Annotated in this window: 23 protein-coding genes; 12 read left to right on the forward strand and 11 right to left on the reverse strand. The window is 66.9% G+C overall.

Annotated elements, in window-relative coordinates:
- Positions 1–166: 166 nt before the first annotated feature.
- Genes ACNI3R_RS08820 through ACNI3R_RS08830 form a run of 3 tightly spaced genes read right to left on the reverse strand, consistent with a single transcriptional unit; the run spans position 167 to position 3,662 of the window.
- The gene (locus tag ACNI3R_RS08820; protein WP_426182128.1) at positions 167–550 is read right to left on the reverse strand and encodes a response regulator; all 384 of its coding nucleotides are present in this window, start codon (positions 548–550) and stop codon (positions 167–169) included.
- Entirely contained in the window at positions 547–3,036 is a 2,490-nt protein-coding gene (locus ACNI3R_RS08825; protein WP_426182131.1) for a CHASE3 domain-containing protein, read from the reverse strand. Before ACNI3R_RS08825 ends, ACNI3R_RS08820 begins: the two co-directional genes overlap by 4 nt.
- Positions 3,033–3,662 carry a response regulator transcription factor gene (locus ACNI3R_RS08830; RefSeq protein ID WP_426182134.1) on the reverse strand — a complete coding sequence of 210 codons (630 nt, stop codon included), beginning with the start codon at positions 3,660–3,662 and terminating at the stop codon, positions 3,033–3,035. The genes ACNI3R_RS08825 and ACNI3R_RS08830 overlap by 4 nt, the downstream gene beginning before the upstream one ends.
- Positions 3,663–3,932: 270 nt before the next feature.
- Here ACNI3R_RS08830 and ACNI3R_RS08835 point away from each other — a divergent pair, with 270 nt between their 5' ends.
- On the forward strand, positions 3,933–4,427 hold the full coding sequence (locus tag ACNI3R_RS08835) for a hypothetical protein (protein ID WP_426182137.1): 495 nt from the start codon (positions 3,933–3,935) through the stop codon (positions 4,425–4,427).
- Positions 4,428–4,498: 71 nt separating this feature from the next.
- Positions 4,499–5,353 (forward strand): formyltetrahydrofolate deformylase, encoded by an 855-nt coding sequence (gene purU / locus ACNI3R_RS08840; protein ID WP_426182139.1) that lies wholly within the window; start codon positions 4,499–4,501, stop codon positions 5,351–5,353.
- Positions 5,354–5,371: 18 nt separating this feature from the next.
- On the opposite strand, the gene ACNI3R_RS08845 is transcribed toward purU, so the two are convergent.
- A complete protein-coding gene (locus ACNI3R_RS08845; protein ID WP_426182142.1) occupies positions 5,372–8,011 on the reverse strand; it encodes a M1 family metallopeptidase in 2,640 nt (879 codons plus the stop codon).
- Between the two features lie 190 nt (positions 8,012–8,201).
- Between ACNI3R_RS08845 and ACNI3R_RS08850 the strand changes: the two genes are divergently transcribed.
- Positions 8,202–8,876 carry a hypothetical protein gene (locus ACNI3R_RS08850; protein WP_426182145.1) on the forward strand — a complete coding sequence of 225 codons (675 nt, stop codon included), beginning with the start codon at positions 8,202–8,204 and terminating at the stop codon, positions 8,874–8,876.
- Between the two features lie 15 nt (positions 8,877–8,891).
- Here the strand turns inward: ACNI3R_RS08850 and ACNI3R_RS08855 are convergent, their stop codons facing one another.
- Complete coding sequence (locus ACNI3R_RS08855; protein WP_426182148.1) at positions 8,892–10,052, reverse strand: hypothetical protein; 1,161 nt, start codon at positions 10,050–10,052, stop codon at positions 8,892–8,894.
- A gap of 264 nt (positions 10,053–10,316) precedes the next feature.
- A complete protein-coding gene (locus tag ACNI3R_RS08860) occupies positions 10,317–10,865 on the reverse strand; it encodes a glutathione peroxidase (protein ID WP_426182324.1) in 549 nt (182 codons plus the stop codon).
- A 149-nt stretch (positions 10,866–11,014) separates the two neighbouring features.
- Between ACNI3R_RS08860 and metZ the strand changes: the two genes are divergently transcribed.
- The 3 genes from metZ to ACNI3R_RS08875 are packed head-to-tail and all read left to right on the forward strand — an operon-like array spanning position 11,015 to position 13,423.
- Positions 11,015–12,223, forward strand: coding sequence for an O-succinylhomoserine sulfhydrylase (gene metZ, locus ACNI3R_RS08865; protein ID WP_426182150.1), 1,209 nt, complete (start codon positions 11,015–11,017; stop codon positions 12,221–12,223).
- A 2-nt stretch (positions 12,224–12,225) separates the two neighbouring features.
- The gene (gene apaG / locus ACNI3R_RS08870) at positions 12,226–12,624 is read left to right on the forward strand and encodes a Co2+/Mg2+ efflux protein ApaG (RefSeq protein WP_426182153.1); all 399 of its coding nucleotides are present in this window, start codon (positions 12,226–12,228) and stop codon (positions 12,622–12,624) included.
- Between the two features lie 13 nt (positions 12,625–12,637).
- Positions 12,638–13,423, forward strand: coding sequence for a LysR family transcriptional regulator (locus ACNI3R_RS08875; RefSeq protein ID WP_426182156.1), 786 nt, complete (start codon positions 12,638–12,640; stop codon positions 13,421–13,423).
- Positions 13,424–13,447: 24 nt separating this feature from the next.
- On the opposite strand, the gene ACNI3R_RS08880 is transcribed toward ACNI3R_RS08875, so the two are convergent.
- The 4 genes from ACNI3R_RS08880 to ACNI3R_RS08895 form a co-directional block, all read right to left on the reverse strand.
- Positions 13,448–14,551, reverse strand: a complete 1,104-nt coding sequence (locus ACNI3R_RS08880) for an NAD(P)/FAD-dependent oxidoreductase (RefSeq protein ID WP_426182159.1) — start codon at positions 14,549–14,551, stop codon at positions 13,448–13,450.
- Positions 14,530–15,243, reverse strand: a complete 714-nt coding sequence (locus ACNI3R_RS08885; protein WP_426182161.1) for a methyltransferase domain-containing protein — start codon at positions 15,241–15,243, stop codon at positions 14,530–14,532. Before ACNI3R_RS08885 ends, ACNI3R_RS08880 begins: the two co-directional genes overlap by 22 nt.
- Positions 15,243–16,301 carry a type III polyketide synthase gene (locus tag ACNI3R_RS08890; protein ID WP_426182164.1) on the reverse strand — a complete coding sequence of 353 codons (1,059 nt, stop codon included), beginning with the start codon at positions 16,299–16,301 and terminating at the stop codon, positions 15,243–15,245. Before ACNI3R_RS08890 ends, ACNI3R_RS08885 begins: the two co-directional genes overlap by 1 nt.
- Before the next feature lie 90 nt (positions 16,302–16,391).
- Positions 16,392–17,864: a sigma-54-dependent transcriptional regulator gene (locus ACNI3R_RS08895; protein WP_426182167.1), complete on the reverse strand. Its 1,473-nt coding sequence runs from the start codon at positions 17,862–17,864 to the stop codon at positions 16,392–16,394.
- Between the two features lie 153 nt (positions 17,865–18,017).
- Between ACNI3R_RS08895 and ACNI3R_RS08900 the strand changes: the two genes are divergently transcribed.
- The 5 genes from ACNI3R_RS08900 (at position 18,018) to ACNI3R_RS08920 (ending at position 21,956) form a co-directional block, all read left to right on the forward strand.
- On the forward strand, positions 18,018–18,161 hold the full coding sequence (locus ACNI3R_RS08900; RefSeq protein WP_296624472.1) for an aa3-type cytochrome c oxidase subunit IV: 144 nt from the start codon (positions 18,018–18,020) through the stop codon (positions 18,159–18,161).
- Positions 18,162–18,165: 4 nt separating this feature from the next.
- Positions 18,166–19,287: an NAD(P) transhydrogenase subunit alpha gene (locus ACNI3R_RS08905; RefSeq protein WP_298196715.1), complete on the forward strand. Its 1,122-nt coding sequence runs from the start codon at positions 18,166–18,168 to the stop codon at positions 19,285–19,287.
- 18 nt (positions 19,288–19,305) lie between these two features.
- Complete coding sequence (locus tag ACNI3R_RS08910; protein WP_165321942.1) at positions 19,306–19,596, forward strand: proton-translocating transhydrogenase family protein; 291 nt, start codon at positions 19,306–19,308, stop codon at positions 19,594–19,596.
- A gap of 21 nt (positions 19,597–19,617) precedes the next feature.
- Positions 19,618–21,033: an NAD(P)(+) transhydrogenase (Re/Si-specific) subunit beta gene (locus ACNI3R_RS08915; RefSeq protein WP_426182172.1), complete on the forward strand. Its 1,416-nt coding sequence runs from the start codon at positions 19,618–19,620 to the stop codon at positions 21,031–21,033.
- Positions 21,034–21,233: 200 nt separating this feature from the next.
- The gene (locus tag ACNI3R_RS08920) at positions 21,234–21,956 is read left to right on the forward strand and encodes a hypothetical protein (protein WP_426182174.1); all 723 of its coding nucleotides are present in this window, start codon (positions 21,234–21,236) and stop codon (positions 21,954–21,956) included.
- A 141-nt stretch (positions 21,957–22,097) separates the two neighbouring features.
- Here the strand turns inward: ACNI3R_RS08920 and ACNI3R_RS08925 are convergent, their stop codons facing one another.
- Positions 22,098–22,364: a 2OG-Fe(II) oxygenase family protein gene (locus ACNI3R_RS08925; RefSeq protein WP_426182177.1), complete on the reverse strand. Its 267-nt coding sequence runs from the start codon at positions 22,362–22,364 to the stop codon at positions 22,098–22,100.
- Here ACNI3R_RS08925 and ACNI3R_RS08930 point away from each other — a divergent pair.
- Entirely contained in the window at positions 22,335–22,793 is a 459-nt protein-coding gene (locus ACNI3R_RS08930; RefSeq protein WP_426182179.1) for a hypothetical protein, read from the forward strand. The genes ACNI3R_RS08925 and ACNI3R_RS08930 overlap by 30 nt on opposite strands.
- The last annotated feature ends 10 nt before the right edge of the window (positions 22,794–22,803 follow it).

The raw sequence follows: 22,803 nt of genomic DNA on the forward strand, positions 1-22,803 counted from the left end.
AGATCACGAACGGGAAAACTCTCCCGGATATGGTCCCCTATCCGAACAGTCTCAAGACATGGTTGCGATTGTTACGGAAAATGCAAACTCCATGCGGGGGCTGCGAAGGAGCGCGCGCTTTTTCCCGCGCTTTGGCGGAAATGTGCAATTTTCTGCCGTATGAGGCTCAGTCGCTCAGCATTTCCCTGACCTGCGGGGCGAGTTGAAGCGGGTCGAAAGGTTTTGTGATGACCCCCACAGCCCCCGCTGCGAGATACTCGTCTACATCTTCGGGCCGCGCGCGAGCGGTGACGAACACCACCGGGATCGAGGCGGTGCGCGCATCGGCGCGCAGGGTCTTCAGCAAATCCGGGCCGCTCATGCCCGGCATCATGACGTCGATCATCGCGAGATCGGGGCGCCACGCGTCTGCCGTGAGCAGCTTGAGCGCGGCGTCCCCGGATTCGGCGGTGCGCACGTCGAAACTCGGATCGAGCTTCAACGCCATCTTCACGATCAGGCGGATGTCGCTCTCATCATCGACATAGAGAATGCGCGTGGGGTCACTCATTGCGGGCCTCCATGGCGATCGACGATGTCGAGTACGGTCGTGGCAAGGCGCGACAATGCGCGCCGCGACTTGACGATCACCGCATCGGCCAGCCGGCGCGTCTCCTCGTCGATTTCCTGTGCGGAATAGACGATGATCGGCAGCGGCCGCTTCCAGCGTTTGACGTCGGTCAGCAGCCGCTTGCCGGAGCCGTCGGGCAGGCCGAGATCGAGGACGATCGCGTCGGGCAGTCGCTCGGCCAGGATCTTGTCGGCGGACCGCAGGCTGGTCGCATTGAGCAACAGACCGCGCCCGGCCAGCGCCGCCGAGAACAGCTCGCGCGTATCGTCGTCGTCGTCGACGTGGAGGATGACGGCCTTGCGGTGATCCGCCCGGCGGAGCGCGCGCTGGACGATCTGCACCATCGTGCGCGGATCGACCGGGCGTTGGAGCCAGCCGGCCAGCAGCCGGTCGCTCCCGTCGGTGGGTGGGGCGCGATCGCTCACGACGATGATCGGCGTCGGCTGCTTCGCCCGGTTCCGCGCGAGGCTGAAGCGGCGCACGGCGTCGATACCCTCCACCTCGCCCATGGCGGGGTTAACGATCACCGCCTCATAGGGCTGCGACCGCGCATGAGCGATCCCGTCGCGCACCGTCATCACGAGGTCGCTGGCATAGCCCTGGGCGTTGAGCATCGACTGGATCGAGCGCCCATGCTCTGGTTCCTGCTCGCACACCAGCAGGCGTACGGCATTGTCGGATTCGGTCAGGCTCGCGGTGTCGCAGGGAATGCTGAAGGCGAAGATCGCACCGCCCTCGGCCCGATTTTCGAACGAGATGTCCCCGCCATGGCTGCGCACGATCTCCCGCGAGATGGCGAGGCCCAGTCCCGTGCCGCCCACCTTGCGGTTGGCGGGGCGATCGGCGCGGGCGAAGCGGTTGAAGATCGATCCGGCGAATTCGGGCGCGATGCCCGGGCCATTGTCGGTCACCTGGACGACATGATCCTCCTCGCCGGGGAAAAGTTCGAACCGGATGGCTGAGCCCTCGGGCGAGAATTTCAGCGCGTTGGAAAGGAGGTTTCCGGCCACCTGCACCAGCCGGTCCTGATCGGCGCAGGCCATCACCGGGTGTGGCGGGATGGCGCAGTCGATCGTGACCGACTTGCGCTGGGCGAGCCCCTGCATCGTCTCGACCGCCTTCTGCATGACGTCGCGCAGGTCGACGACCGCATAGTCGAACGCCATCCGTCCTTTGCGGATCTGGTCTATGTCGAGGATATCGTTGATCAGGCGGATCAGCCGCTGACTATTGGTCTCGGCGATCTGCGCCAGGCGCTGCGCATCTTCGGGCAGGGCGCCTGCCGCTCCGCTGCGCAACAGGCCCAATGAGCCGACGATCGAGGTCAGCGGGGTGCGCAGTTCGTGGCTGACGGTCGAGATGAAGTCGTCCTTGAGCTGGTCGACCTCCTTGCGGCTCGTCGCGTCGCGCAGCGCGGCGACGATGTGGACCCCGTCCGGCAGTTCCATCGTCCCGAGCACGACGTCGAGGGCGATCGCTTCGCCGGCGCTCGTCCGTCCGGTGACATCTATCAGCTCGGTCTTTGTCAGCCGTCCATCGCGCATCCCCAGCCGTGACAGGAAGGAGCCTTCGCCGGGAGCGATATCGATCAGCGTGGCGATGTCCCGGCGCAGCAATTCGGCCGCATTGTAGAGGAACATGCGTTCGGCTGCGGGATTGATCGTTTCGATGCTGCCGCTGGGGTTGATCAGGATGATCGCGTCGGTGGCGCTTTCGAAGATCGCCCGCTGGCGCGCGGCAATGTCGGCGCGCTCGCGGTAGAGCAGGTGGCGCATCCGCCGGTCCCGCCCGATCCACACACCGACGCTGGCGGCGAGCAGGGCGCTGATCAGGATCGATGCGAAAACCTGCACGCGAATTTCGTCATAGCGACGTTCCTCGCTGGCCATTTCCTGCGCCAGGTTCGCGGTTGTCCGCCGCGTCATCGTGTCGACGAGGCTGCGAATCCGGTCCATCAACAGCCTGCCTTCGCCAGTGCGGAGCGCCTGGGTGGCGGCGGACAAACCCGAGCTGTCGCGCAACGCGATCAATCGTTGCAGTTCATCGAGCTTCGCCGCGCTCAACTGGGCCAGCGTGGTCAGGTCTTCGGCGTCGCGGGACGAACGGGTCAGCCGGCGGACCTCCTCGATCTGGCGCGGCAACTGCGTTCGCGCGTCGAGATAGGGCTGCAGGAAGGCGCGATCACCGCTGATCAGATAGCCGCGCTGCCCGGTTTCGGCATCCTTGAGCAGCGACAGCAGCTCGGTCAGCTCGCGCTGATGCGACTGCGCGTCATAGATGGCCAAGCGCGTGTGAATGTCGTGACGTGCTTCCTGCTCTACCCACAGGCTGAAGCCTGCGAGGGTCAGCGGCGCTATCGCCGCAACCAGCGCGATCGACAGCCAGCTGGGCTTGAGGTCGGAACGGCGCGCCTTGGTCCGCGTCATTCAGGCTGCAGCAGCGGCCGCATCGCCAGGATGGCCTGGGTCCGGTTGGTAACCCCCAATTTGCGGAAAATGGCTGACAGATGGGCCTTGATCGTGGCCTCGGACACACCGAGATCGCCGGCGATCTGCTTGTTCAGATCGCCGCTCGCGAGCGCCAGCAGCACTCGGCGCTGCGCGCCCGAGAGTGATTCGAACCGCTTGCGGAGATCGTCGACGCCGGGTTCCACGGGGCTGCTCTGCGGGAAGACGCGGCCGCCGTTCAGGATCATCTCGATCGAAGCGAGCGTACGTTCGAGCGGCAGCCGCTTCGACAGGAAGGCCGAAGCGCCCACCGCCTGCGCGGTCGACACCATCTGTTCGCCGTCGTGTGAGGAGATGATCGCGATCGGCGTGCGTTCGAGCAGATGCTGCAGCCGGAAGAAGCCCCCGAAGCCGTTGGAATCCGGCAGTTCATAATCGAGGATCAGCAGCCGGTAATGGCCGTTACGCTGGATCAGCTCCTCGGCTTCCGCGATCGAGCCGGCCGTATCGACGACCATCCCCGCATGCCGTGCGCTCATAGAAAGCTGGATGGCTTCCCGGATGAGCGGATGATCGTCCGCCACCAAAATCCGCCCGTTAAGCACCGTCAGTCCCCGATACGCAAAACCGCCGAACAAGGAGCCGGCGATCCACTCCCTTGCGCCTCCCCTCTCAGCTTGAACGAAGCTGGAGAAAAGCTTGTAAGACTTTAGTATAACCATCAACGCCATGGGGGAAGAAGGCATTTTTAGGTGATTCTCCTAATCGACCGTGAAGCGCTCTTCGCGCCGCTTCTGTCTGCCTGCCTCGGTAATTCACCGTCGATCTTGCGAACGATTGCGGAAACCGATTCCGACGATTGGGAGCCATGCCAGGTGCCAGCCGTGCTGGTCGTCGGGCGGATCGAGGATGGCTGGAGAAAGGCGCTCGACGCGGCGGCGGCGACCGGAAGCAGGGTGGTGCGAATCGCGCGCGATGCAGCGGACCTGTCCACCGATCATGGGCGGACCTTTCCCGTCATCGGTCCGGCAATCGATCTCGCCTCGCTACGCGGCATTCTGCCACCCGAATTGGCCTCACAACTGCGCGCCGACGACGGCAGTGCGATCGATCGTCTCGGCGTGCTGCTCGGCAAGGAGGTGGCAGCCGACATGGTCGTCCGCTTCCATATGGGGCTGGCTGAGGGCGTCGCGGCGATCGAGGGCGGAGCGGATATGGCGCCGATCGGCCATCGGCTGGGCGGCATGGCGGGAATGCTGGGCCTGCCGCTGCTGTCGGCGGCCTGGCTGGGGCTGCAGCGCGACGCGCGGCTCTGGCCTGCGGCGCGCGCGATCACGGTGGAGGCGCTCCGCGAGGCGGGCGCCACCTAGGCCGGGCTTGACCGACGCCGCCGTCGAGGCCAAGCGGCGGGCGCGCCACGTCGTTTCGCTGGGAAGCCCTGATGTCCGAGACCTATATCCTGACCCTGTCCTGCGTCGATCATCCCGGCATCGTCGCCGCAGTCTCGACCTCGCTCGCGCGTCACGGCGCCAACATCATCGAGGCGCAGCAGTTCGACGACCTGATGACCGGCCGCTTCTTCATGCGAGTCGAGTTCGCACTGGTCGGGGGCGCCGATCTGGCTCAGGTCGAAGCGGGCTTCGCATCGGTCGGCGCCGATCATGGCCTGGATTATCGTTTTCGCGCTTCTTCCGCGCGCAAGCGCGTACTGCTGCTGGTGAGCAAGTTCGACCATTGCCTGGCTGATCTTCTCTATCGCTGGAAGATCGGCGAGTTGGAGATGGAGCCGGTCGGAATCATCTCGAACCACCCGCGCGATACCTATGCCCATCTCGATTTCGGGACGATCCCCTTCCATCATCTGCCGGTCGCGAAGGATGCCAAGCCGCAGCAGGAAGCGCGGATCAAGGCGATCGTCGAGGAGACCGGCGCCGACCTGGTGGTGCTGGCGCGCTACATGCAGATATTGAGCGACGACCTCGCGTCCTTCCTGGCGGGACGCTGCATCAACATCCACCACAGCTTCCTGCCCGGCTTCAAGGGCGCCAAGCCTTATCATCAGGCGCATGCGCGCGGGGTGAAGCTGATCGGCGCGACCGCCCATTATGTCACCGCCGACCTCGATGAGGGACCGATCATCGATCAGGATACCGAGCGCGTCAGCCACCGCGACACGCCCGACGACCTCGTCCGCAAGGGGCGCGACATTGAGCGGCGAGTGCTGGCCAGCGCGGTCCGCGCTTTCCTCGAGGACCGGGTGCTGATGAACGGGGCGACGACCGTCGTCTTTTCCTGACGGCCGCCGCCCGATCGTTCAGCGGAAGGCGGCCAGGATTTCCGCCCCGCGCTTGCCGCGCAATATGCCGCAGCTGCGGATCTGCTCGACCGTGCGGTCGAGGCTGAGCGCCCCGCGCTGGTGCTTTTCGACCTGCGGACGGAAGTCCTTCTCGACTTTCCCTGCCTGGTCGACCGAGCAATAGCGGATCGGCAGGCTGGGCAGGCGCCCGGCCGCAAACAGCCCGGCATTCTTGACCAGATCGTCATAATGGGCGGTCACATAAGCATAGCTCATCTCGACCGTCTCGGGCTCCAACGCCAGATATTGCAGGATCGACAGACGGTCGGGGTTGCGCAGCCGCTCGTCGTCCAGCTTGCCGAGCAGCCAGCGGCCCGTTTCCGCCCTGCCGGTTGAGGCCAGCGCACCGATCGCGCTGTCTCGGAACAGCGTGTCGTCGGTCTTGGCCGCCCGCTCGAACAGGGCTTCCGCTGCCGGCAGCCCACCCTTGGCGAGATAGGCGCCCAACGCCGCGCCCAGATAGGACTGGTCGAGCGCCTTGGCGTCGCCTGCCATCCAGTCGGTCGCGGCCTTGGCGAGGCGCGTCTGGAGCGCCGGATCCTCTGCCTCGCCCGCAAGCAGCCCCACCAGATCCGAGCGCAGCTTCTGCAGATCGCCATCGTCGCCGGCATGGGCGCCGGTCGTGGGATCGAAGCCGATTGCGGCCAGCCTGGGGCCATAGACATCGGTCAGGAAGCGGCGATAGCCGGGCAGGGCGTCGCCCGCGATCAATCCGCGCTGGCGCAGACCGGCGAGCCGCAGGCCGCCGTCGACCGCCGCCACCGAATAGCCATTGGCCGCCATCGCCCGCGCCGCGTCGAGAAGCAGCGACGGTGGCAGCTCGCCCGCCCGGAAGCCGGCCCACAGGCTGTCGGTCAGCGCCAGCGCCTCGCCCGGCGGCAGCGTGCCTGCGCCTGCGATCATCGTCTTCCATTCTGCCTCCGGCAGCGAGAAGCGGTAATAGCCGGTGCCGCCCGCATTGGGGATGATCATCCCCGACCCGGTGATAGGCACCACCGCCGAGGGTTTGTCGAGCAGCGAGCATTGCCGCGTCTCGCCGACGCGCACGCACAGCGGGATGATCCAGCTCTGCGCCGGAAGCTCGGTGCCGAGCAGCGCATAGCGCTTCTGGCTGACCGCGAGGCCGCCGCTCGTGCGCTCGACGCGGACCACGGGCACGCCCTGCTGGTCGACGAAGCTTTTGAGCGACGCCAGCACGCGCGGGTCGTGCGCGGCATCGGCGAGCGAGCCGAAGAACTGATCGGTGTTCGCGGTGCCATAGGCATAGCGCTTCAGGTGGAGGCGCACGCCGTCGCGGAATTTCTCGTCGCCCAGATAGGCGGCGATCATCGCGACGACCTGCCCGCCCTTGCCATAGGTGACCTGGTCGAACGCGCTGTCGATGTCGCCATTGGTCGGGATCGGCTGGTGGATGGGGCGGCCCGCCTTCAGCGCGTCGGTGTTCATCGCGGCGAAGGCCTCGTCGATCGCGCCCGCGCCGATCTTCAGGTCGGGGCGCCATTCGTCGCCGATGCGATAGCCCATCCAGTTGGCGAAGCTCTCGTTCAGCCACAGATCGTCCCACCAGGCCGGGGTGACGAGGTCGCCGAACCACTGGTGCGCCAGTTCATGGGCGACGACCATGCCGAAGGTCTTCTTCTGGTCGGTCGAGGCGCCGCGATCGAGCAGCAATATGGTGTCGCCATAGATGTCGGCGCCCGCATTCTCCATCGCCCCCGGCATCACCGGCGATCCGATCTGGTCGAGCTTGGGAAAGGGGAAGCCGGTGTCGAAATATTTTTCGAGCAGCGAGACGATCGGCTTGGTGTTCTCGAGCGCGAAGTCGAGCTTGTCCTTATAGGGCTGGGTCCCGACGATGCGGATCGGCAGCGGCTCCTTGCGCTGCGCGGTCGCGGGCACCTCGCTCGATGCGGTCGCGAAGGGCCCGACGACGAACGCCATCAAATAGGTCGGCAGCGGCCGGGTGGCGGCGAACTCGTGGCGGACGAGGTCGCCCGCCTTGACGCTGCGCGCGATCGGCGCGTTGCTGAGCGCGGTCAGGCCGGGCTTGGTGGTGATCGAGACGGTGAAGGGCGTTTTGTAACCCGGCTGATCGAAGCCGGGGAAGGCGGCGCGTGCGTCGATCGACTGGAACTGGGTCCAGGCATACCACTGGTCGCCGACCTTGATGCGGTAGAGCCCCGCCGGGCCGTTGCCGAACGGGGCGTCATAGTCGAAGCTCAGCACCGCCTTGCCGGCTGGCAGGGGACTGGCGAAGTCGAGGCGCAGCACGCCGGACGGATCGACCTCGGCATGGCGCGCGGCGATGGTCTTGCCGCCGCTGCTGGCGACTGCCTTGCCGATCTTCATGTCGCGGGCGTGGAGGTAGAGGAAGCTCGACGGCGCCTTGAGCATGACGTCGATCTCGGCATGGCCGGAGAAGCGCTCCTGGTCAGGCAATATGGTCAGGTCGAGCCGATAGGCGGTCGGCGTCGCGGCGTCGGCCAGGATACCGCGCGGGACAGCGGCGTCAGCGTGGACCGCCGGGGCCGCCATAACGGCCTGGGCGAGCGGAAAAGACAGGGCGGTCAAGGCGACGGCGGCGAGGAGATTCTTCATGCGATTACCCTCTGGAAGGACTGGATCGACTGTTATGCGATGATAATACAGTGGGCAAGCCGGCCTGTCGTTACGCCGGTGCAGAATCGTGCGGACAAACGCGCCGGTCCTTGATTATGCTGGCGGAGGTGGGCTGCTGATTCCGCGTATCTGGGAGATGGTAGCGCGATGGTGACGTCATGGTGGCTCGATGGTCGTTAGGGCGCTGATGGGCGTGCTGGCGCTGGCGGCGGGGCCGGCACAGGCAGAGCCGGGCATCCGGACGGTCCCGGTGATCTTTTCGGGCGGCACCACGCGGCAGGTCATCCATGGCTCGATCCGCGGCTATGACGTCATCGACTACAGCCTGCGCGCGGCCGCCGGGCAGAAGCTGAGCGTCGTCTTCACCACCAGCAACGGCTCGAGCTATTTCAACGTCGGGGTGCAGGGCGCGCCCGAGGCGCTGTTCAACGGCGCGACCTCGGGCAATCGCTTTTCCTCGGTGCTGGCGGCCAATGGCAGCTATGCGGTGCGTGTCTATCTGATGCGCAACGCCGCCCGCCGCAACGAAGTGGCACGCTACACCCTCAGCATCGGACTGGCTGGGGCCGGCCCGGTCGCGACCGGCGGGCTGTGGCCGCCCGGGCGCGGCGGGACGATCCAGCGGGCGGTACGCCCGGCTTTCTGTCGAGGTGAGGTGTCGGGCATGTACGCGGTACGCGCCGCCGAGGTCCGCTCCGGGCCGATCGTCCCGGTGCCGGGTGAAGGCAGCGCGATCGACGGCAGCGTCGACAAGGGCGTCGATGGCATCAAGCGCTTCCGCTGCCGCTTCGACGCGCGCGGCCGCTTCATCGACGTGATGGCGATGACCAGCGACGGCGAATAGAGCCGGGGCCCTCCCTCAGGCTACCGCCACGGCCGGCCGCGAGGATCCCAGTCGCGAGGCGACCAGCAGCAGCAGCGACAGCGCTAGCCAGCCGAGCGCCGCCGTCGCCGCTATACCCGCGCCATGGCGCGCGACCAGCGGCGCCGCCGCGAGCGGGCCGATCACCGTGCCGCCGAGTTGCGCCGTGCCGACCAGCATCGCGCCGCGCCCGCTCGGGTCGACCGCCAGCACGGCGGGCATCTGGAAAGGCGGCACGAAGATCCAGACGAACCCGAAGGCTGCCGCTGCGGCGAGCATGACGATGCTCGATCCGCCCTGGGTGAGGAGAAGCACCGCCGCCCCGGCGATGGCGATGCCGGCGATCCAGGCGGCCATGGCGCCCAGGCGCGGCGCCAGGATCGCAGCGAGCAGCCCGCCCGCGATCTGCGCGGCGATGCCGACGGAGACCGCATGGCCCGCCGTCCGCGCGGCGAAGCCGGCATCGCGCAGCGCCGGCAGCAGATAGACCCACAGCGACATGATGCCAGCCAGGAAGGCGGCGATAGCGAACAGCGCGACGATCGCCCGCCCGCCGGGCAGGCCGCGCGCCGCATGGCCTGCGCCCGGCAGCGCATCGGTCAGCCAAAGCAGGGCGACCAGCATCGCCAGGTTCATCGCGACGAGCAGCCCATAGGCGCCGCCATGGCCGAAAGCGGGGGCGACGACCTCGCCGATCGCCTGCGATAGGGTCAGCGCCAGCACCGACTGCGCGGTGACATAGATGGCGAATAGCCGCGCCGGCTGGGCCGAGCGGGAGAAGACCCCGATCAGCGCCCACAGCAGCACACCCGCTCCCGCACCGTTGACGAAGCGCAGCGCGACGATGACGCCGCCCACGGTGATGGTCGTTCCGCCATTGGCGATGAGCATTGCCGCGATGGCGAGGCCCGCCTTCAGTCGCAGGCGGGTCAGCGGCAGGCAAAGCGCGGCGAGCGTGCTGGCGATCGCCATCCCGGCCGCTTCCGCAGTCGCAGCCAGGCCGATCTGCGCCATGTCGAGCTTGCCCGCCGCGCGCAGCAGTTCGAGCAGCAGCGGCTGGAGCGCGGAGATGCACCCCGCGCCGATGCCGAGCAGGACGAAGGGGAGCCAGGCGATCTCGGGCCGTGCCGAATCCTCATGCCTGTCGGATATCGCCACGCCGTCGCCCATTGTCTCGCCCCTCCGTCGCGCAGGACAGGCGGCCGTAACACGGGCCCGCGGGCGGTTCTTTCGACCGCCGGCCTCGCATCCCATCCTCGCCCCGCCTGTTCCTGCGGTGAGCGGTCAGCAAGCCAGATGCGGGCGAGGCCGTCAATCTTCTTACAGCTAGCTGTAAGAATAGGGGCGGCCCAATATACTGCCCCTATTGCCGGTCGGGCGGACGCCTTTCCCGCGACCAGCACGGGAAAGGCGTCCGGGAGATTATTTCGCCAGTTCGGCCTCGATCGCGTCGACGATGATCGCATCGTCGGGGGCGATGTCGGGGGCGAAGCGGGCGGCGACGGTGCCGTCCTTGGCGATCAGGAACTTCTCGAAATTCCAGAGCACGTCGGTGTCGTTCTCGGGCACGATGCCATAGCCCGCCAGGCGCTCCTTGAAGCTCTGGTCCTTGAAAGTCTTGTCGGGTTTCGCTTCGACCAGCTTGGCATAGAGCGGGTGCTGGTCGTCGCCCTTGACCGAGATCTTCGAGAACATCGGGAAGTCGACGCCGTAATTGGTCGTGCAGAATTCCTGGATCTCCGCCTCTGTGCCGGGCTCCTGCGCGCCGAAATTATTGGCGGGGAATCCGAGCACGACGAGGCCCTTGTCCTTATACTGGGCGTAGAGCTGCTCGAGCGCGGTATATTGCGGCGTCAGGCCGCATTTCGACGCGACGTTGACCGCGAGCAGCACCTTGCCGGCATAGTCGCCCAGCTTGGCGTCGTCGCCCTTGATCGTCTTCAGCGGGATTTCCTGGATTTCGGTCGCCATCATCGACTCTCCTGCATTTTGAACCGGAGCGGTATCCATTTTGCCGCTGCCCGACGCAAGCACCCTGTGGCCGAAATCCGCGCATGTTCGCGTCGCACCATGACAATGCCGCCGTTGACGGGGCGGGGCAGGGGCGGCAAAGCGGCGGCATGAAGAAGCTTACCGGCCAGGACCGCTCGATCACCACCACATGGCGCCCCGCGACCCAGGCGGTCCGGGGCGGCACCGCGCGCTCGCATTATGGCGAGACGAGCGAGGCGATCTTCCTCACCTCCGGCTTCACCTATGACTGCGCCGGCGACGCCGCCGCGCGCTTCGCCGGCGAGCAGCAGGGGATGACCTATTCGCGCCTGCAGAACCCGACGGTGGAGATGCTGGAGGAGCGGATCGCCCTGATGGAGGGTGCGGAGGCCGCGCGCTGCATGGCGTCGGGCATGGCGGCGATGACCGCCGCTCTGCTCTGCCAGCTGTCGGCGGGCGACCATGTCGTCGCCGGACGCGCCGCCTTCGGCTCGTGCCGCTGGCTGACCGACACGCTGCTGCCCCGTTTCGGAATCGAATCGACCATCGTCGACGGCACCGACAATGATGCGTGGAAGGCGGCGATCCGGCCCAACACCAAGCTGTTCTTCTTCGAGACCCCGGCCAACCCCACGCTCGACATCGTCGACCTGGAGGCGGTCTGCCGGATCGCGAAGGATGCGGGCGTGCTTACGGTCGTCGACAATGCCTTCGCTACCCCGCTGCTTCAGCGGCCGCTCGATTATGGCGCCGACATCGTCGCCTATTCGGCGACCAAGATGATGGACGGGCAGGGGCGGGTGCTTGCAGGCGCGGTCTGCGGCACGAACGAGTTCATCAACAACACGCTGCTCAGCTTCACCCGCAACACCGGACCGACCCTGTCCGCCTTCAACGCCTGGGTGGTGCTGAAGGGGATGGAGACGCTCGACCTGCGCATCCGCCGGCAGAGCGAGAATGCGCTGCAGGTGGCGGAGTTCCTGGAAAAGCGGGTGCCGCGCGCGCTCTATCCGGGGCTCGCCAGCCATCCCCAGCATGCGCTGGCGATGCAGCAGATGTCGGCCGGCGGTACCATCATCGCCGTCTATCTCGACGGCGGGCGGACACAGGCGCACGGCCTGCTCGATGCGCTCGAACTGATCGACATTTCGAACAATATCGGCGATTCCCGCTCGCTCATGACGCATCCGTCGTCTACCACCCATGCCGGTCTGTCCGCCGAGGTGCGGGCGGCCATGGGAGTCGAGGAAGGCATGCTGAGACTCAATGTCGGACTGGAAGACCCGCTCGACCTGATCGACGATCTCGACCGGGCTTTGAAGGCCGTCGGCCTATGATCATGAAGGCGCTGTTCCCGCATGTCGCGCAGACCCGCGGCGTCGTGGTGCGGGTGGCCGTGTCATTCATGCCCGAACAGTCGGAGCCGGGGCGTGGCCGCTGGTTCTGGTCCTACCATATCCGGATCGAGAATGAGGGCAGCCAGGCGGTTCAGTTGCTGACCCGCCACTGGCTCATCACCGACGGGCGCGGCGTGAAGCATGACGTGCGCGGCGAGGGTGTCGTCGGCGAGCAGCCGGTGATCGAGCCGGGCCAGTCGTTCGACTATGTCTCCGGCTGCCCGCTCCAGACCCCGACGGGATCGATGGAGGGCAGCTATCATATGGTGTCGGAGGACGGTTCGACCTTCGAGGCGGCGATCCCGCGCTTCCCGTTGATCGGCCCGGCTGTCGCGATCTGACGGGTGGGGCGCGGTGAAACGGACTCATCTTCCCCTGAACGGCCTGCGCGTTCTCGACGCGGCGGCGCGGCATCTGTCCTTCACCCGGGCGGCTGACGAACTGGCGGTGACCCCGGCAGCGGTCGGCCAGCAGATTCGTGCGCTCGAGGATACGCTGGGCGTCGTGCTGTTCCGCCGCACCGCCAAGGGCCTTGAGCTGACACCCGAGGGCGAGGCCGGGCTCGACGCTCTGCGTGCCGGTTTCCTCCAGTTTGAGGAAGCGGTGCGCGCGATGCAGGCGGGCCAGTCGTCCAAGACGCTGACCATCGCCGCGCCGCGCGACTTCACCGCCAAATGGCTCGCGCCGCGCCTCGCGGATTTCGGGCGCGACGACCCCGAATTGCGCTTCGTCCTGCTCTCTGCGGACGAAGGCCTCGATTTCACCCAGGCCAATCTCGACCTCGCGATCGTCTATGCCGAAGGACCGGGGGATCACGAGGGCGTGCGGCTGGCCGATGGATCGCTGGTGCGGGTCGGTCTCGCACAGGGTGCGCCGATCGCCTGGCCTGGCTGCCCGCCTCAGGACCGCGACGCGACGCTGGCGGTGGCCGATGCCGGGCTCGCCATCGATGCCGCGGCTGCCGGCTTCGGGACGGCGCATGTGCCCGCGTTGCTGGTCGAGCGCGACATCCTCGAAGGCCGGGTCCGCGCGCAGGGCGACCCAATCCCGTCGCCGCGCGCCTATTGGCTGGTCGCCCCGACGCCGCAATGGCGTCAGAAGAAGGTCAAGGCGCTCGTCGCCACGCTGATCGGGGACTGAGCCGGCCGCTTCCGTCCAACCGGTCTATTCGAGGTCGGTGCGCGTTAGCGCGGCGGCGCGGGTGATCAGGCCGGGGGCCTTGCTGAGCAGCGCCAGCAGGGCGTTCGCCAGCATCGGCCGTTCGCCCGTGCGGCGCAGGCTTTCGGCGAGCAGCACTGGCCGGGCGGTCTGGCGGGCGAAGCCGGGCTGATAGGCGACGGCGCCCGCCGGTCCTTCCCGCAGATAGTCGCGCGCGGCGCGCGTAGCGCTGGCGAGCGCGATGGCGACGCCGTCTCCGGCGAGGCTGGCGATGACCGCCGACTGGTCCCCCAGACGGAACAGCCCTGGCGTGGTGCTTTGCGCCCGCCAGCCATAGGGCACGCGCGCGATGCTGACCCAGGCGCCGACCGAGCTGGCACCGGCAAAGCGCTCGCCGAGGATCGGAGCCTCGCGCGCGATCTCCGCGATGAGGCTCGCCGGATCGCCCCCGGCTGCCTTGAGCCGCGACTGAGCGACCGACAGGCAGAGATTCACCCCGCCATCCTCCTGCAGCAGCAGCCCGGCATAGCCATGGCGGAACAGGTGCAGCTCGATCACGCCGTCCAGCTTGCGGCGCAGGCCTTCGCCCGGTTCGAGGCGGCTGCGCAGGCCCAAAGCTGGGTCGCTGCCCATCGTCACCGGCCGGGCGGCGCCGCGCAGCTCGTGCTTGCCGGTCGCCAGAAACAGCGCATCGGTCGAGAGCGATGCGCCGTCCGCCAGATCGAGGGTCAGCCGGTCGGGCGCAGCCTGGCGGATCGTCACCCCGCGTTCGATACCGGCTCCGGCTGCGGCGGCGAGGGTCAGTAGATGTTCGTCGAGGCAGGCGCGCGACAGGCCCGCCGCCTGAAAGGGAAGCGGGGCCTCGGCCACGCGGCGGCCGGCGAAGATGCGGGCGCGGCCGATCGGATGCGCGCCGAGCGCCTGCACGTCGATGCCGAGCGCAGCGAGCGAGGCGATCGCATCCCCGCCCATGAAGCCCCCGCAGACGGGATCGCCCCGTTCGCGCTGGCGGTCGACGAGCAGCGGGCGTCGCCCCGCGCGGGCGAGCTGCAGCGCGACGGCCGCCCCGGCCGGGCCGCCGCCCGCTATCAGCGCGTCCGGTCGACGCATAGCCGGAAGGGGAAGCGGGTGTGGACGGTGGCGCTCGCCGGCGGAAGCCCGGCCTCGGCCAGGAGCGGCGGCCATTCGGACGGGCGGAAGGCGCGCGCGATCGACAACTGGCCGTCCTCGCGCACGATCCGGTGCCAGCCCATCGCCCGCGCGAGCAGGGGATAGCCGAGATAGGCGAAAAGGTGGCGGTGAAGGTCGTTGATGTGCCAGCCCAGCCGCGCATGGCGCTCCATCGCGCGCAGGAAATGGACGAGCTGTTCGTGGCTCATATGGTGGGCGACAAGGCTGCTGACGATCAGATCATAGCCGCCGCGCGCTTCGGCCGACTCCAGAAGCTCGCTATAGTCGCCGGTCAGAAATTCGATGTCATGGCGGTCAGGCGTGGCCGACCAGGCGATCTGCGCGCTTTTCGGGTTGAGGTCGATACCGGTCAGCACCCCCGTCTTCCCCCGTTTTTCCGCCCAGCGTGCGATCTTGCGCAGCAGGTCGCCATCGCCATAGCCGACATCGAGCAGCGTGAACCGGTCCCGGTCCCCAACGACGCGGGCGACGAAATCGAGCGTGGGGCGCGCCGCCAGGGTCCAGCGGTTGACCCGTGCGAGATCGGTCAGGACGCGGGCATAGGTCGCCGGATCGAGATCGGCATCGTCCATCTGCTCGCTTTCACGCGCCGGGCTGGCAAGCAAGCGCATCAGGCGCTGCGCAATGCGAAGCCCTCGGCGGCGAGGCCGGGGCCGAAGGCGACCGCCAGTCCGTCGAGGGGCTTTCCCTTGGCCAGCATGGCGGCGAGCACGAACATCAGCGTGGAAGACGACATATTGCCCCAGCGGCGCAATATGTCCCGCGAGACAGTCAGTGCATCGGAGGGGAGATCGAACCCCGTCTGGACCGCATCAAGGATCGACCGGCCGCCGGCATGGACCGCCCAGTCGGTGGGGGTGCCGGGTGTGCGATCGCCGAGGATGGCCTGGCGCAGCGCCGGGTCTGCCAGCGCCGCTGCGATCCGCACCGGAACCTCGCCCGACAGGTGCATGACGAAGCCCTCATTACCGATGTCCCAGCGGATCAGTTCGTCGCTGTCGGGCAGGGTTGCCGCAAAGAAGCGGTCGACCGCAATGCCCGCCGGCTCGGCCGAGACGATCGCTGCGGCGGCGCCGTCGGCGAACTGGAGCTGGGCCATCAGCGACCCCACATCCGCGCTGTCCTGCATATGCAGCGAGCAGAGCTCGACCGTCACGACCAGAACCCGCGCCTTTTCATCCGACCGTGCGATGTGGTGCGCGACGCGCAATGCTGCGACCGCCGCATAGCAGCCCATGAAGCCGACCAGCGTCCGCTCGATCGAGCCCGACAGGCCCAGCCGCCGCGAAATGATCTGGTCGATTCCGGGTGCGACGAAGCCGGTGCAGCTTGCGACCACGAGATGGGTGATATCGCCGAGGTCCACGCGCGATGACAGGTCGTCGATCGCCCGCAGCGCCAGCGCGGGCGCTTCACGTGCATAGCAGGCCATGCGGTCGGCGGTGGAGGGCATGGCGGCACCATAGAAGCCGCCGGGATCGACCTGGGACCCGCCGAGCGGCGAGGGCGGCAGGACGGTATAGCGTTCCTCGATCGCGGATCGCGAGGCCATGCGGCGGAAGAGCGCCCGGTCGCGGCCCTCGAGCCGACCTGCCGCCCAGTCGACGAAGGTCTGGTGGATGGCGTGCGGTGGGACGGCGGTGCCGATGGCGTGGATATGGGCGGTCATGGAAAGGCAACGCACGGCATGGCCGCTATGTCCCACGTCGCCCGGCCCGATACAAGCGCCAGCACTATGTCCTGACCGAAGGGGCGGCGCTCAGCTGGCCTGTTCGATCCCCAGTTCGCCGAGCTTGCGGTACAGGGTCGAGCGCCCGATGCGCAGCCGTCGCGCGACCTCGGTCATGCGCCCGCGATAATGGCCGATCGCCAGGCGAATCAGGTCTGCCTCGATCTCCTCGATCGGTCGGACATGGCCGTCGGGCCCGAACAGCGGCAGACTGGTCGGGACCGGCAGGGGCACCGATGACGCCAGAGAAGCGGCGGCCACCGGCATGTCGTCATTCGCGGGGGGCGTTGGCGGGGCTGCCCGCGCTTGCCGGATCTGCGGGAAGTCGCGCTCGCGCAGCAGCCCGTCCTGGCAGAAGATCGCGGCGCGGAACAAGGCGTTGTGCAATTGCCGGACATTGCCGGGCCAGTCATGGTCCCGCAGCAGCGCCAGCGCCTCTCCGTCGAGCGAGAGGGCCGGCAAGTCGAGTTGCCGCCCGATCCGGTCCAGCAGATGCGCCGCCAGCACGCCGATATCCTCGCGCCGTTCGCGCAGCGGCGGCAGCAGGACCGGGACCACGGCCAGCCGGTAGAACAGATCCTCGCGAAACCGCCCCGCCACGACGTCGTCGGACAGGCGCCGATTGGTGGCCGCCACGACCCGGACGCTGATCCGGGTCGCCACGGTGGCACCAATCGGCCGGATCTCGCCCGACTGGAGAACGCGCAGCAGCTTGGCCTGCGCATCGGCCGGCAGTTCGCCGATCTCATCGAGGAAGATTGTGCCGCCATCGGCCTGCGCGAACAGGCCGCGCCGCCGTTCGAACGCGCCGGTGAAGGCGCCGCGCTCATGGCCGAACAGTTCGGACTCGACCAGATTGGCCGGGATCGCGCCGCAGTTCACCGTCACCAGCGGCCCGTCGCGCAGGGAGGACGCGCGATGGATCGCCTGGGCCAGCACTTCCTTGCCGACACCGCTTTCGCCTTCGATCAGGATCGTGGCCGGGGTGGCTGCGGCGCGCATCGCGGTCTCGACCGCGCGCCGGAAACCGGCGGCGTTGCCCACCACGCCTTCGAAGTCGAGCGGTTCGGGCCATTTCTCAGCCATCGGGCGCAGTTCGCCCTGCTGTTCGGGGCCCGTCGATATGGCGGCGTCGAGCGCGGCCATCAGTTTGACCGGGCCGAGCGGCTTGACCAGCACATCGTGCGCACCCTCCCGCATGGCCCGGACCGCCAGATCGGCGCTGTCCTGTGCGGTGATGATGATCAACGGAAGCGACGGCAATGCCTGACGCAATGCGGTGACGCTCGCCATGGCATCGGCGTCGGGCGACCAGAGGTCCGCCAATATGGCATCGATGCGATGGCCGGCCGCTTTGGCGCTTTCGGAAGCCTTGGTGGCGGACACGGCATCGACGGCACGGAAGACCCGCCATCCCGCACGCTGTGCGACGGCACTCATCAGGCCGGCCTGGGCTGGCTCGGCATCGACCAGCAAGAGCCCCGGGGGGCCGTCGCGACGCATCCGCTACTCCTTCGCGACTGGCCCTAGCAAAGAAATGCTAAGCAAAATTAAACTGGTACAAAGGGCGGGCGCCGCGACGGCATTTGTTCTTGAGGCGCTGTTGGCCTACGACTAGAAGGACGCCGAAAATACCGTCATTGCGAGGGGTGTAATATGTCCGACGAACAGGGTGCGCCGATGGATTACAAGGCTCACAACAACACCTATTCCGGTTTTCTGGGGCTGCTCAAGTGGGGCACCATCCTCAGTGCGGCGACCGGCCTCCTCGTCATCTTCCTGATCGCGCCCAAGGGCTGATCCCTTGAGGATAGCGGTGCTGAAGGAGTCGGCAGCCGGGGAAACCCGGGTGGCCGCCACCCCCGAGACTGTGAAGAAATTCATTGCGCTCGGGGCCGAAGTCGCAGTCGAGGCCGGGGCCGGAGTCACCGCTTCCATTGCCGACAATGATTATGCCGCGGCCGGTGCCGTGGTCGGCGATCGCACGGCGACGCTGGCCGGCGCCGACATCGTGCTGGGCATTCAGGGGCCGGACCCCGACTCCCTTGGCGGGACGAAGCCGGGCGCCTGGATCGTGGCGGGGCTCAACCCGTTCGGAGAGCGGGCGCGGGTCGACGCCTATGCGGCCAAGGGCTTCGAGGCGCTGGCGATGGAGTTCATGCCGCGCATTACCCGCGCGCAGTCGATGGACATATTGTCGTCGCAGTCGAACCTCGCCGGCTACAAGGCGGTGCTGGTCGCTGCCAACGAATATGGCCGCGCCTTCCCGATGATGATGACGGCAGCGGGCACGGTTTCTGCCGCTCGCGCCTTCATCATGGGTGTCGGCGTCGCCGGCCTTCAGGCGATCGCGACCGCGCGCCGCCTCGGCGCACAGGTTTCCGCGACCGACGTGCGCTCGGCGACCCGTGAGCAGATCATGTCGCTCGGCGCCAAGCCGATCTTCGTCGAGAAGGTCGCGGGCATCGAGGGCGAAGGCGCCGGTGGCTATGCGACCGAGATGTCTGAGGAATATCAGAAGGCCCAGGCCGAACTGGTCTCCGCCCATATCGCCAAGCAGGACATCGTCATCACGACCGCCCTGATCCCGGGACGCGCGGCGCCTCGGCTGATCTCGGATGCGCAGATCGCGACGATGCGGTCGGGCTCGGTGATCGTCGATCTCGCGGCCGAGAGCGGCGGCAATGTCGAAGGCTGTGTCGCCGGCGAGACGGTCGTGCGCCACGGCGTCAAGATCGTCGGCGCGAAGAACATGGCGGGCACGCTCGCGGCGGACTCGTCGGCGCTCTTCTCGCGCAACCTGTTCAACTTCCTCAGCGCCTTCTGGGACAAGGAAGCCAACAAGCCGATCCTCGACGAGGAAATCGGCGACGCGATCCGACTGACGCAGGGCGGCAAGGTCGTCAACGCCCGGCTGCTCGGCTGATCGGGGAAGGGGGAACATATGGACTTCATCTCGATCCTGTCGATCTTCGTCATGGCCTGCTTCGTGGGCTATTATGTCGTCTGGTCGGTCACGCCCGCGCTGCACACGCCGCTCATGGCGGTTACCAACGCCATCTCGTCGGTCATCATCGTCGGTGCGCTGATCGCCAGCGCGACGGCTTCGGGCGGCGCCCTGGGCAAATATCTGGGCCTCGTGGCCGTCGTCTTCGCGAGCATCAACATCTTCGGCGGCTTTGCGGTCACCGAACGCATGCTGGCGATGTACAAGAAAAAAGACCGCAAGGGCTGAGCCGGGCAGGGGGATATAGACATGCATGAACTCGCTGCCACGCCCGCCTGGGCATCGCTCGCCTATCTGATCTCGGGGGTGTTGTTCATCCTCGCGCTGCGCGGGCTTTCGAGCCCGGCTACCTCGCGCCGGGGCAACCGCTTCGGCATGATCGGTATGCTGATCGCCGTCGCGACCACGCTGATCCTGCACAATACCGGTCTCGTCGAGATCGGCATCGCCATCGCGATCGGCGGTGTCATCGGTTACGTGACCGCACAGCGGATCGCGATGACGGCGATGCCGCAGCTCGTCGCCGCCTTCCACTCGCTGGTCGGTCTCGCGGCCGTGCTGGTCGCAGGGGCGGCCTTCCTCAATCCCGGCGATTTCGGGATCGTGGATCAGGCCACCGGCCACATCCTGCAGGTCAGCCGGATCGAAATGGGCCTCGGCGTCGCGATCGGTGCGATCACCTTCTCGGGTTCGGTCATCGCCTTCCTCAAGCTCAACGGCAATATGTCGGGCTCTCCGATCATGCTGCCGGGACGCCATGTCATCAACCTGGGTACCCTTGCGGCGATCCTGGGCCTGATCGGCTATTTCCTGACCGATGACGCGCAGTGGGTGTTCTTCACGATCACCGCGCTCAGCTTCGTCATCGGCTTCCTGCTGATCATCCCGATCGGTGGCGCCGACATGCCGGTCGTCGTGTCGATGCTGAACAGCTATTCGGGCTGGGCGGCCGCAGCGATGGGCTTCACCCTGCACAACACGGCGATGATCGTCACCGGCGCGCTCGTCGGCTCGTCGGGCGCGATCCTCAGCTACATCATGTGCAAGGCGATGAACCGCAGCTTCATCAGCGTCATCGCGGGCGGCTTCGGTGCGGCTCCCGAGGCATCGGGTGGCGCGGCGAAGGTCGATCGCCCGTGGAAGCGCGGCTCGGCCGACGATGCCGCCTTCCTGATGGGTCAGGCCGAGCAGGTCATCATCGTTCCCGGCTATGGCATGGCGGTCAGCCAGGCGCAGCATGTGCTCCGCGAAATGGGCGATGTCCTCAAGGAAGCCGGCGTTCGCGTGAAATATGCGATCCATCCGGTCGCCGGCCGTATGCCCGGCCACATGAACGTGCTGCTGGCGGAAGCCAATGTGCCCTATGACGAGGTGTTCGAGCTCGAGGACATCAACAGCGAGTTCTCGCAGACCGACGTCGCTTTCGTCATCGGGGCCAACGACGTGACCAACCCGGCGGCGAAGACGGACAAGAGCTCGCCGATCTACGGCATGCCGATCCTCGACGTCGAGAAGGCCAAGACCGTGCTGTTCGTGAAGCGCTCGATGGGCGGTGTCGGCTATGCCGGTGTGGACAACGACGTCTTCTACATGGACAACACGATGATGCTGCTCGGCGACGCCAAGAAGATGGTCGAGGAGATCGTCAAGGCGATGGCGCACTAAGCGCTCATTCCTGCCATTATAGAGGCCCTTCTCCGCCTGGCGGGGGAGGGCCTTTTCTTTTGATCGCCTCCATCCGCTTGCGGATGTTGCAGCCCGGACAATGAACGGGTGCAGTGCGCGGAATTGAACCGGCCCGCCCCTTGGCTCATCCTCCGTCCCGCACGCATCCTGGCGTCGCCCAAGACGAAGAGGGGCCTATCATGTTTCGATCCTTTGCGCGTTCCGTCACCCTCGGCCTTGCCGTTCTGGGCGCGATAGCCACGACAGCCGGCCATGCGGAAGAGGCCAAGGCGGTCCGCGACGCGCAGGGCCTTTGGGCCTATACGCTGCTGAAGGCGGGACGCAGCGGGGAGGAAATGCCCCTCACCGGCATCATCCTCTACAAGGATGGTCTGTTCGCGCAGCAGGCGATCTTCGACGGTGAGCCGTTCGAGACGCGTGGCGCGATGGCGCATGCAGGAACCTTCGGTCCCGGTCCGAGCGGCATTCACATGGTGGCCGAACAGACGATCGGCATCGATCCGGCCAAGCAGCCGGCACTAAGCTTCCGCAAGGACACCCAGCACGACATCTCGGTGACGCGCGATGGCGATGCCCTGACGCTCGTTTTCGGATCCGGGACCGTACAGAAGTTCCGCCAGATCGGCCCGGCCGATGGCGACATCTACAAGCTCGAACAGGGCGTTCTGGCGCTCGTCGACGGCCATTTCGTGCTGGTCTCGGGGGACGAGAAGGGCGTGGTGACCGGCTATGGCAAGGCCGTCAAGCAGGGCGATGGCTATAGGCTGGAGATCATCCGCTGGTCGGAAGCGACCCCCGCCAAGGCCGTCAACCGCAAGGATGGCACGATCAAGGCGAGTTTCGACGGCAAGACCTTCACCCTGGCCGACGGCCGCAGCTTCAAGGTCGTACCGAAGGGCTGATAGCAATCGGAAGCGCCCTCTTGCTATTTAGCAGCCGGCGCTTCCGACACCGCCTGGAGCGTGTTCACGATGAGTGAACGCGCTCTTGCCTTTCGAAACCGCATTCTCCGAGCCATTGACCGAGTTCGGTCAACTTCTGCTCTAGCGAAACCAGATCGAAAAATTGAACCGCTGGAAATCGGCCGCCGCCTGGGACAGCGGCAATACGCTGTGGTCGAGCCCGGAGTTGACGTCGAACAGGATCATCCGGTTCGGCAGGGGATCGACAATCCGGTCGCCATCGCGCGCATGCATGACGAACTGGCCGCCCATGGCGGGGGTCCAGCCATCGCTGAAATAGAGCAGTGCGCAGATCGTCCGGCCGCCGATCGCATCGTCATGGCGCCGCGCAAGGTCACCGAAGACCATGCGGCGGATGAGCAATTCCTGCAGAGCATCAGGGCGTCGACCGGCGATGACGCCCAGCAGGTCCATAAAGGCAGGGCTCGTCAACAGCGTCTTGAAACGGACGAGATCGACTATGCCCGGGGAAAGCTCGCGTCCGCGCCTCACACGTTCGAACGCTTGATGCTGGAAGAAGCGCTCCGCAGGGGCCGCCTCGGCGAAGTCGGCCGCGTCGACCCATTTTACGGCATTCTGCCCAACGGTACCGTCCTCGCCGGCAGAGGGCATCAGTCCATGACGCGGGCCCCAAGCGACATCCGATTTCAGGGCATCGGCTATCCGACGATATCGCGCCGGCAGCAGTACGTCGTCGATGACCACCATGCGGGCGTCATCCTCTGCGAAGCGGCGAGCGGCAACATGGCAGGAATCGGTGTCGAGGGTGGTAGCTGACAACCAGTCG

The sequence above is a fragment of the Rhizorhabdus antheiae genome, assembly GCF_049889055.1.
Taxonomy (GTDB): domain Bacteria; phylum Pseudomonadota; class Alphaproteobacteria; order Sphingomonadales; family Sphingomonadaceae; genus Rhizorhabdus.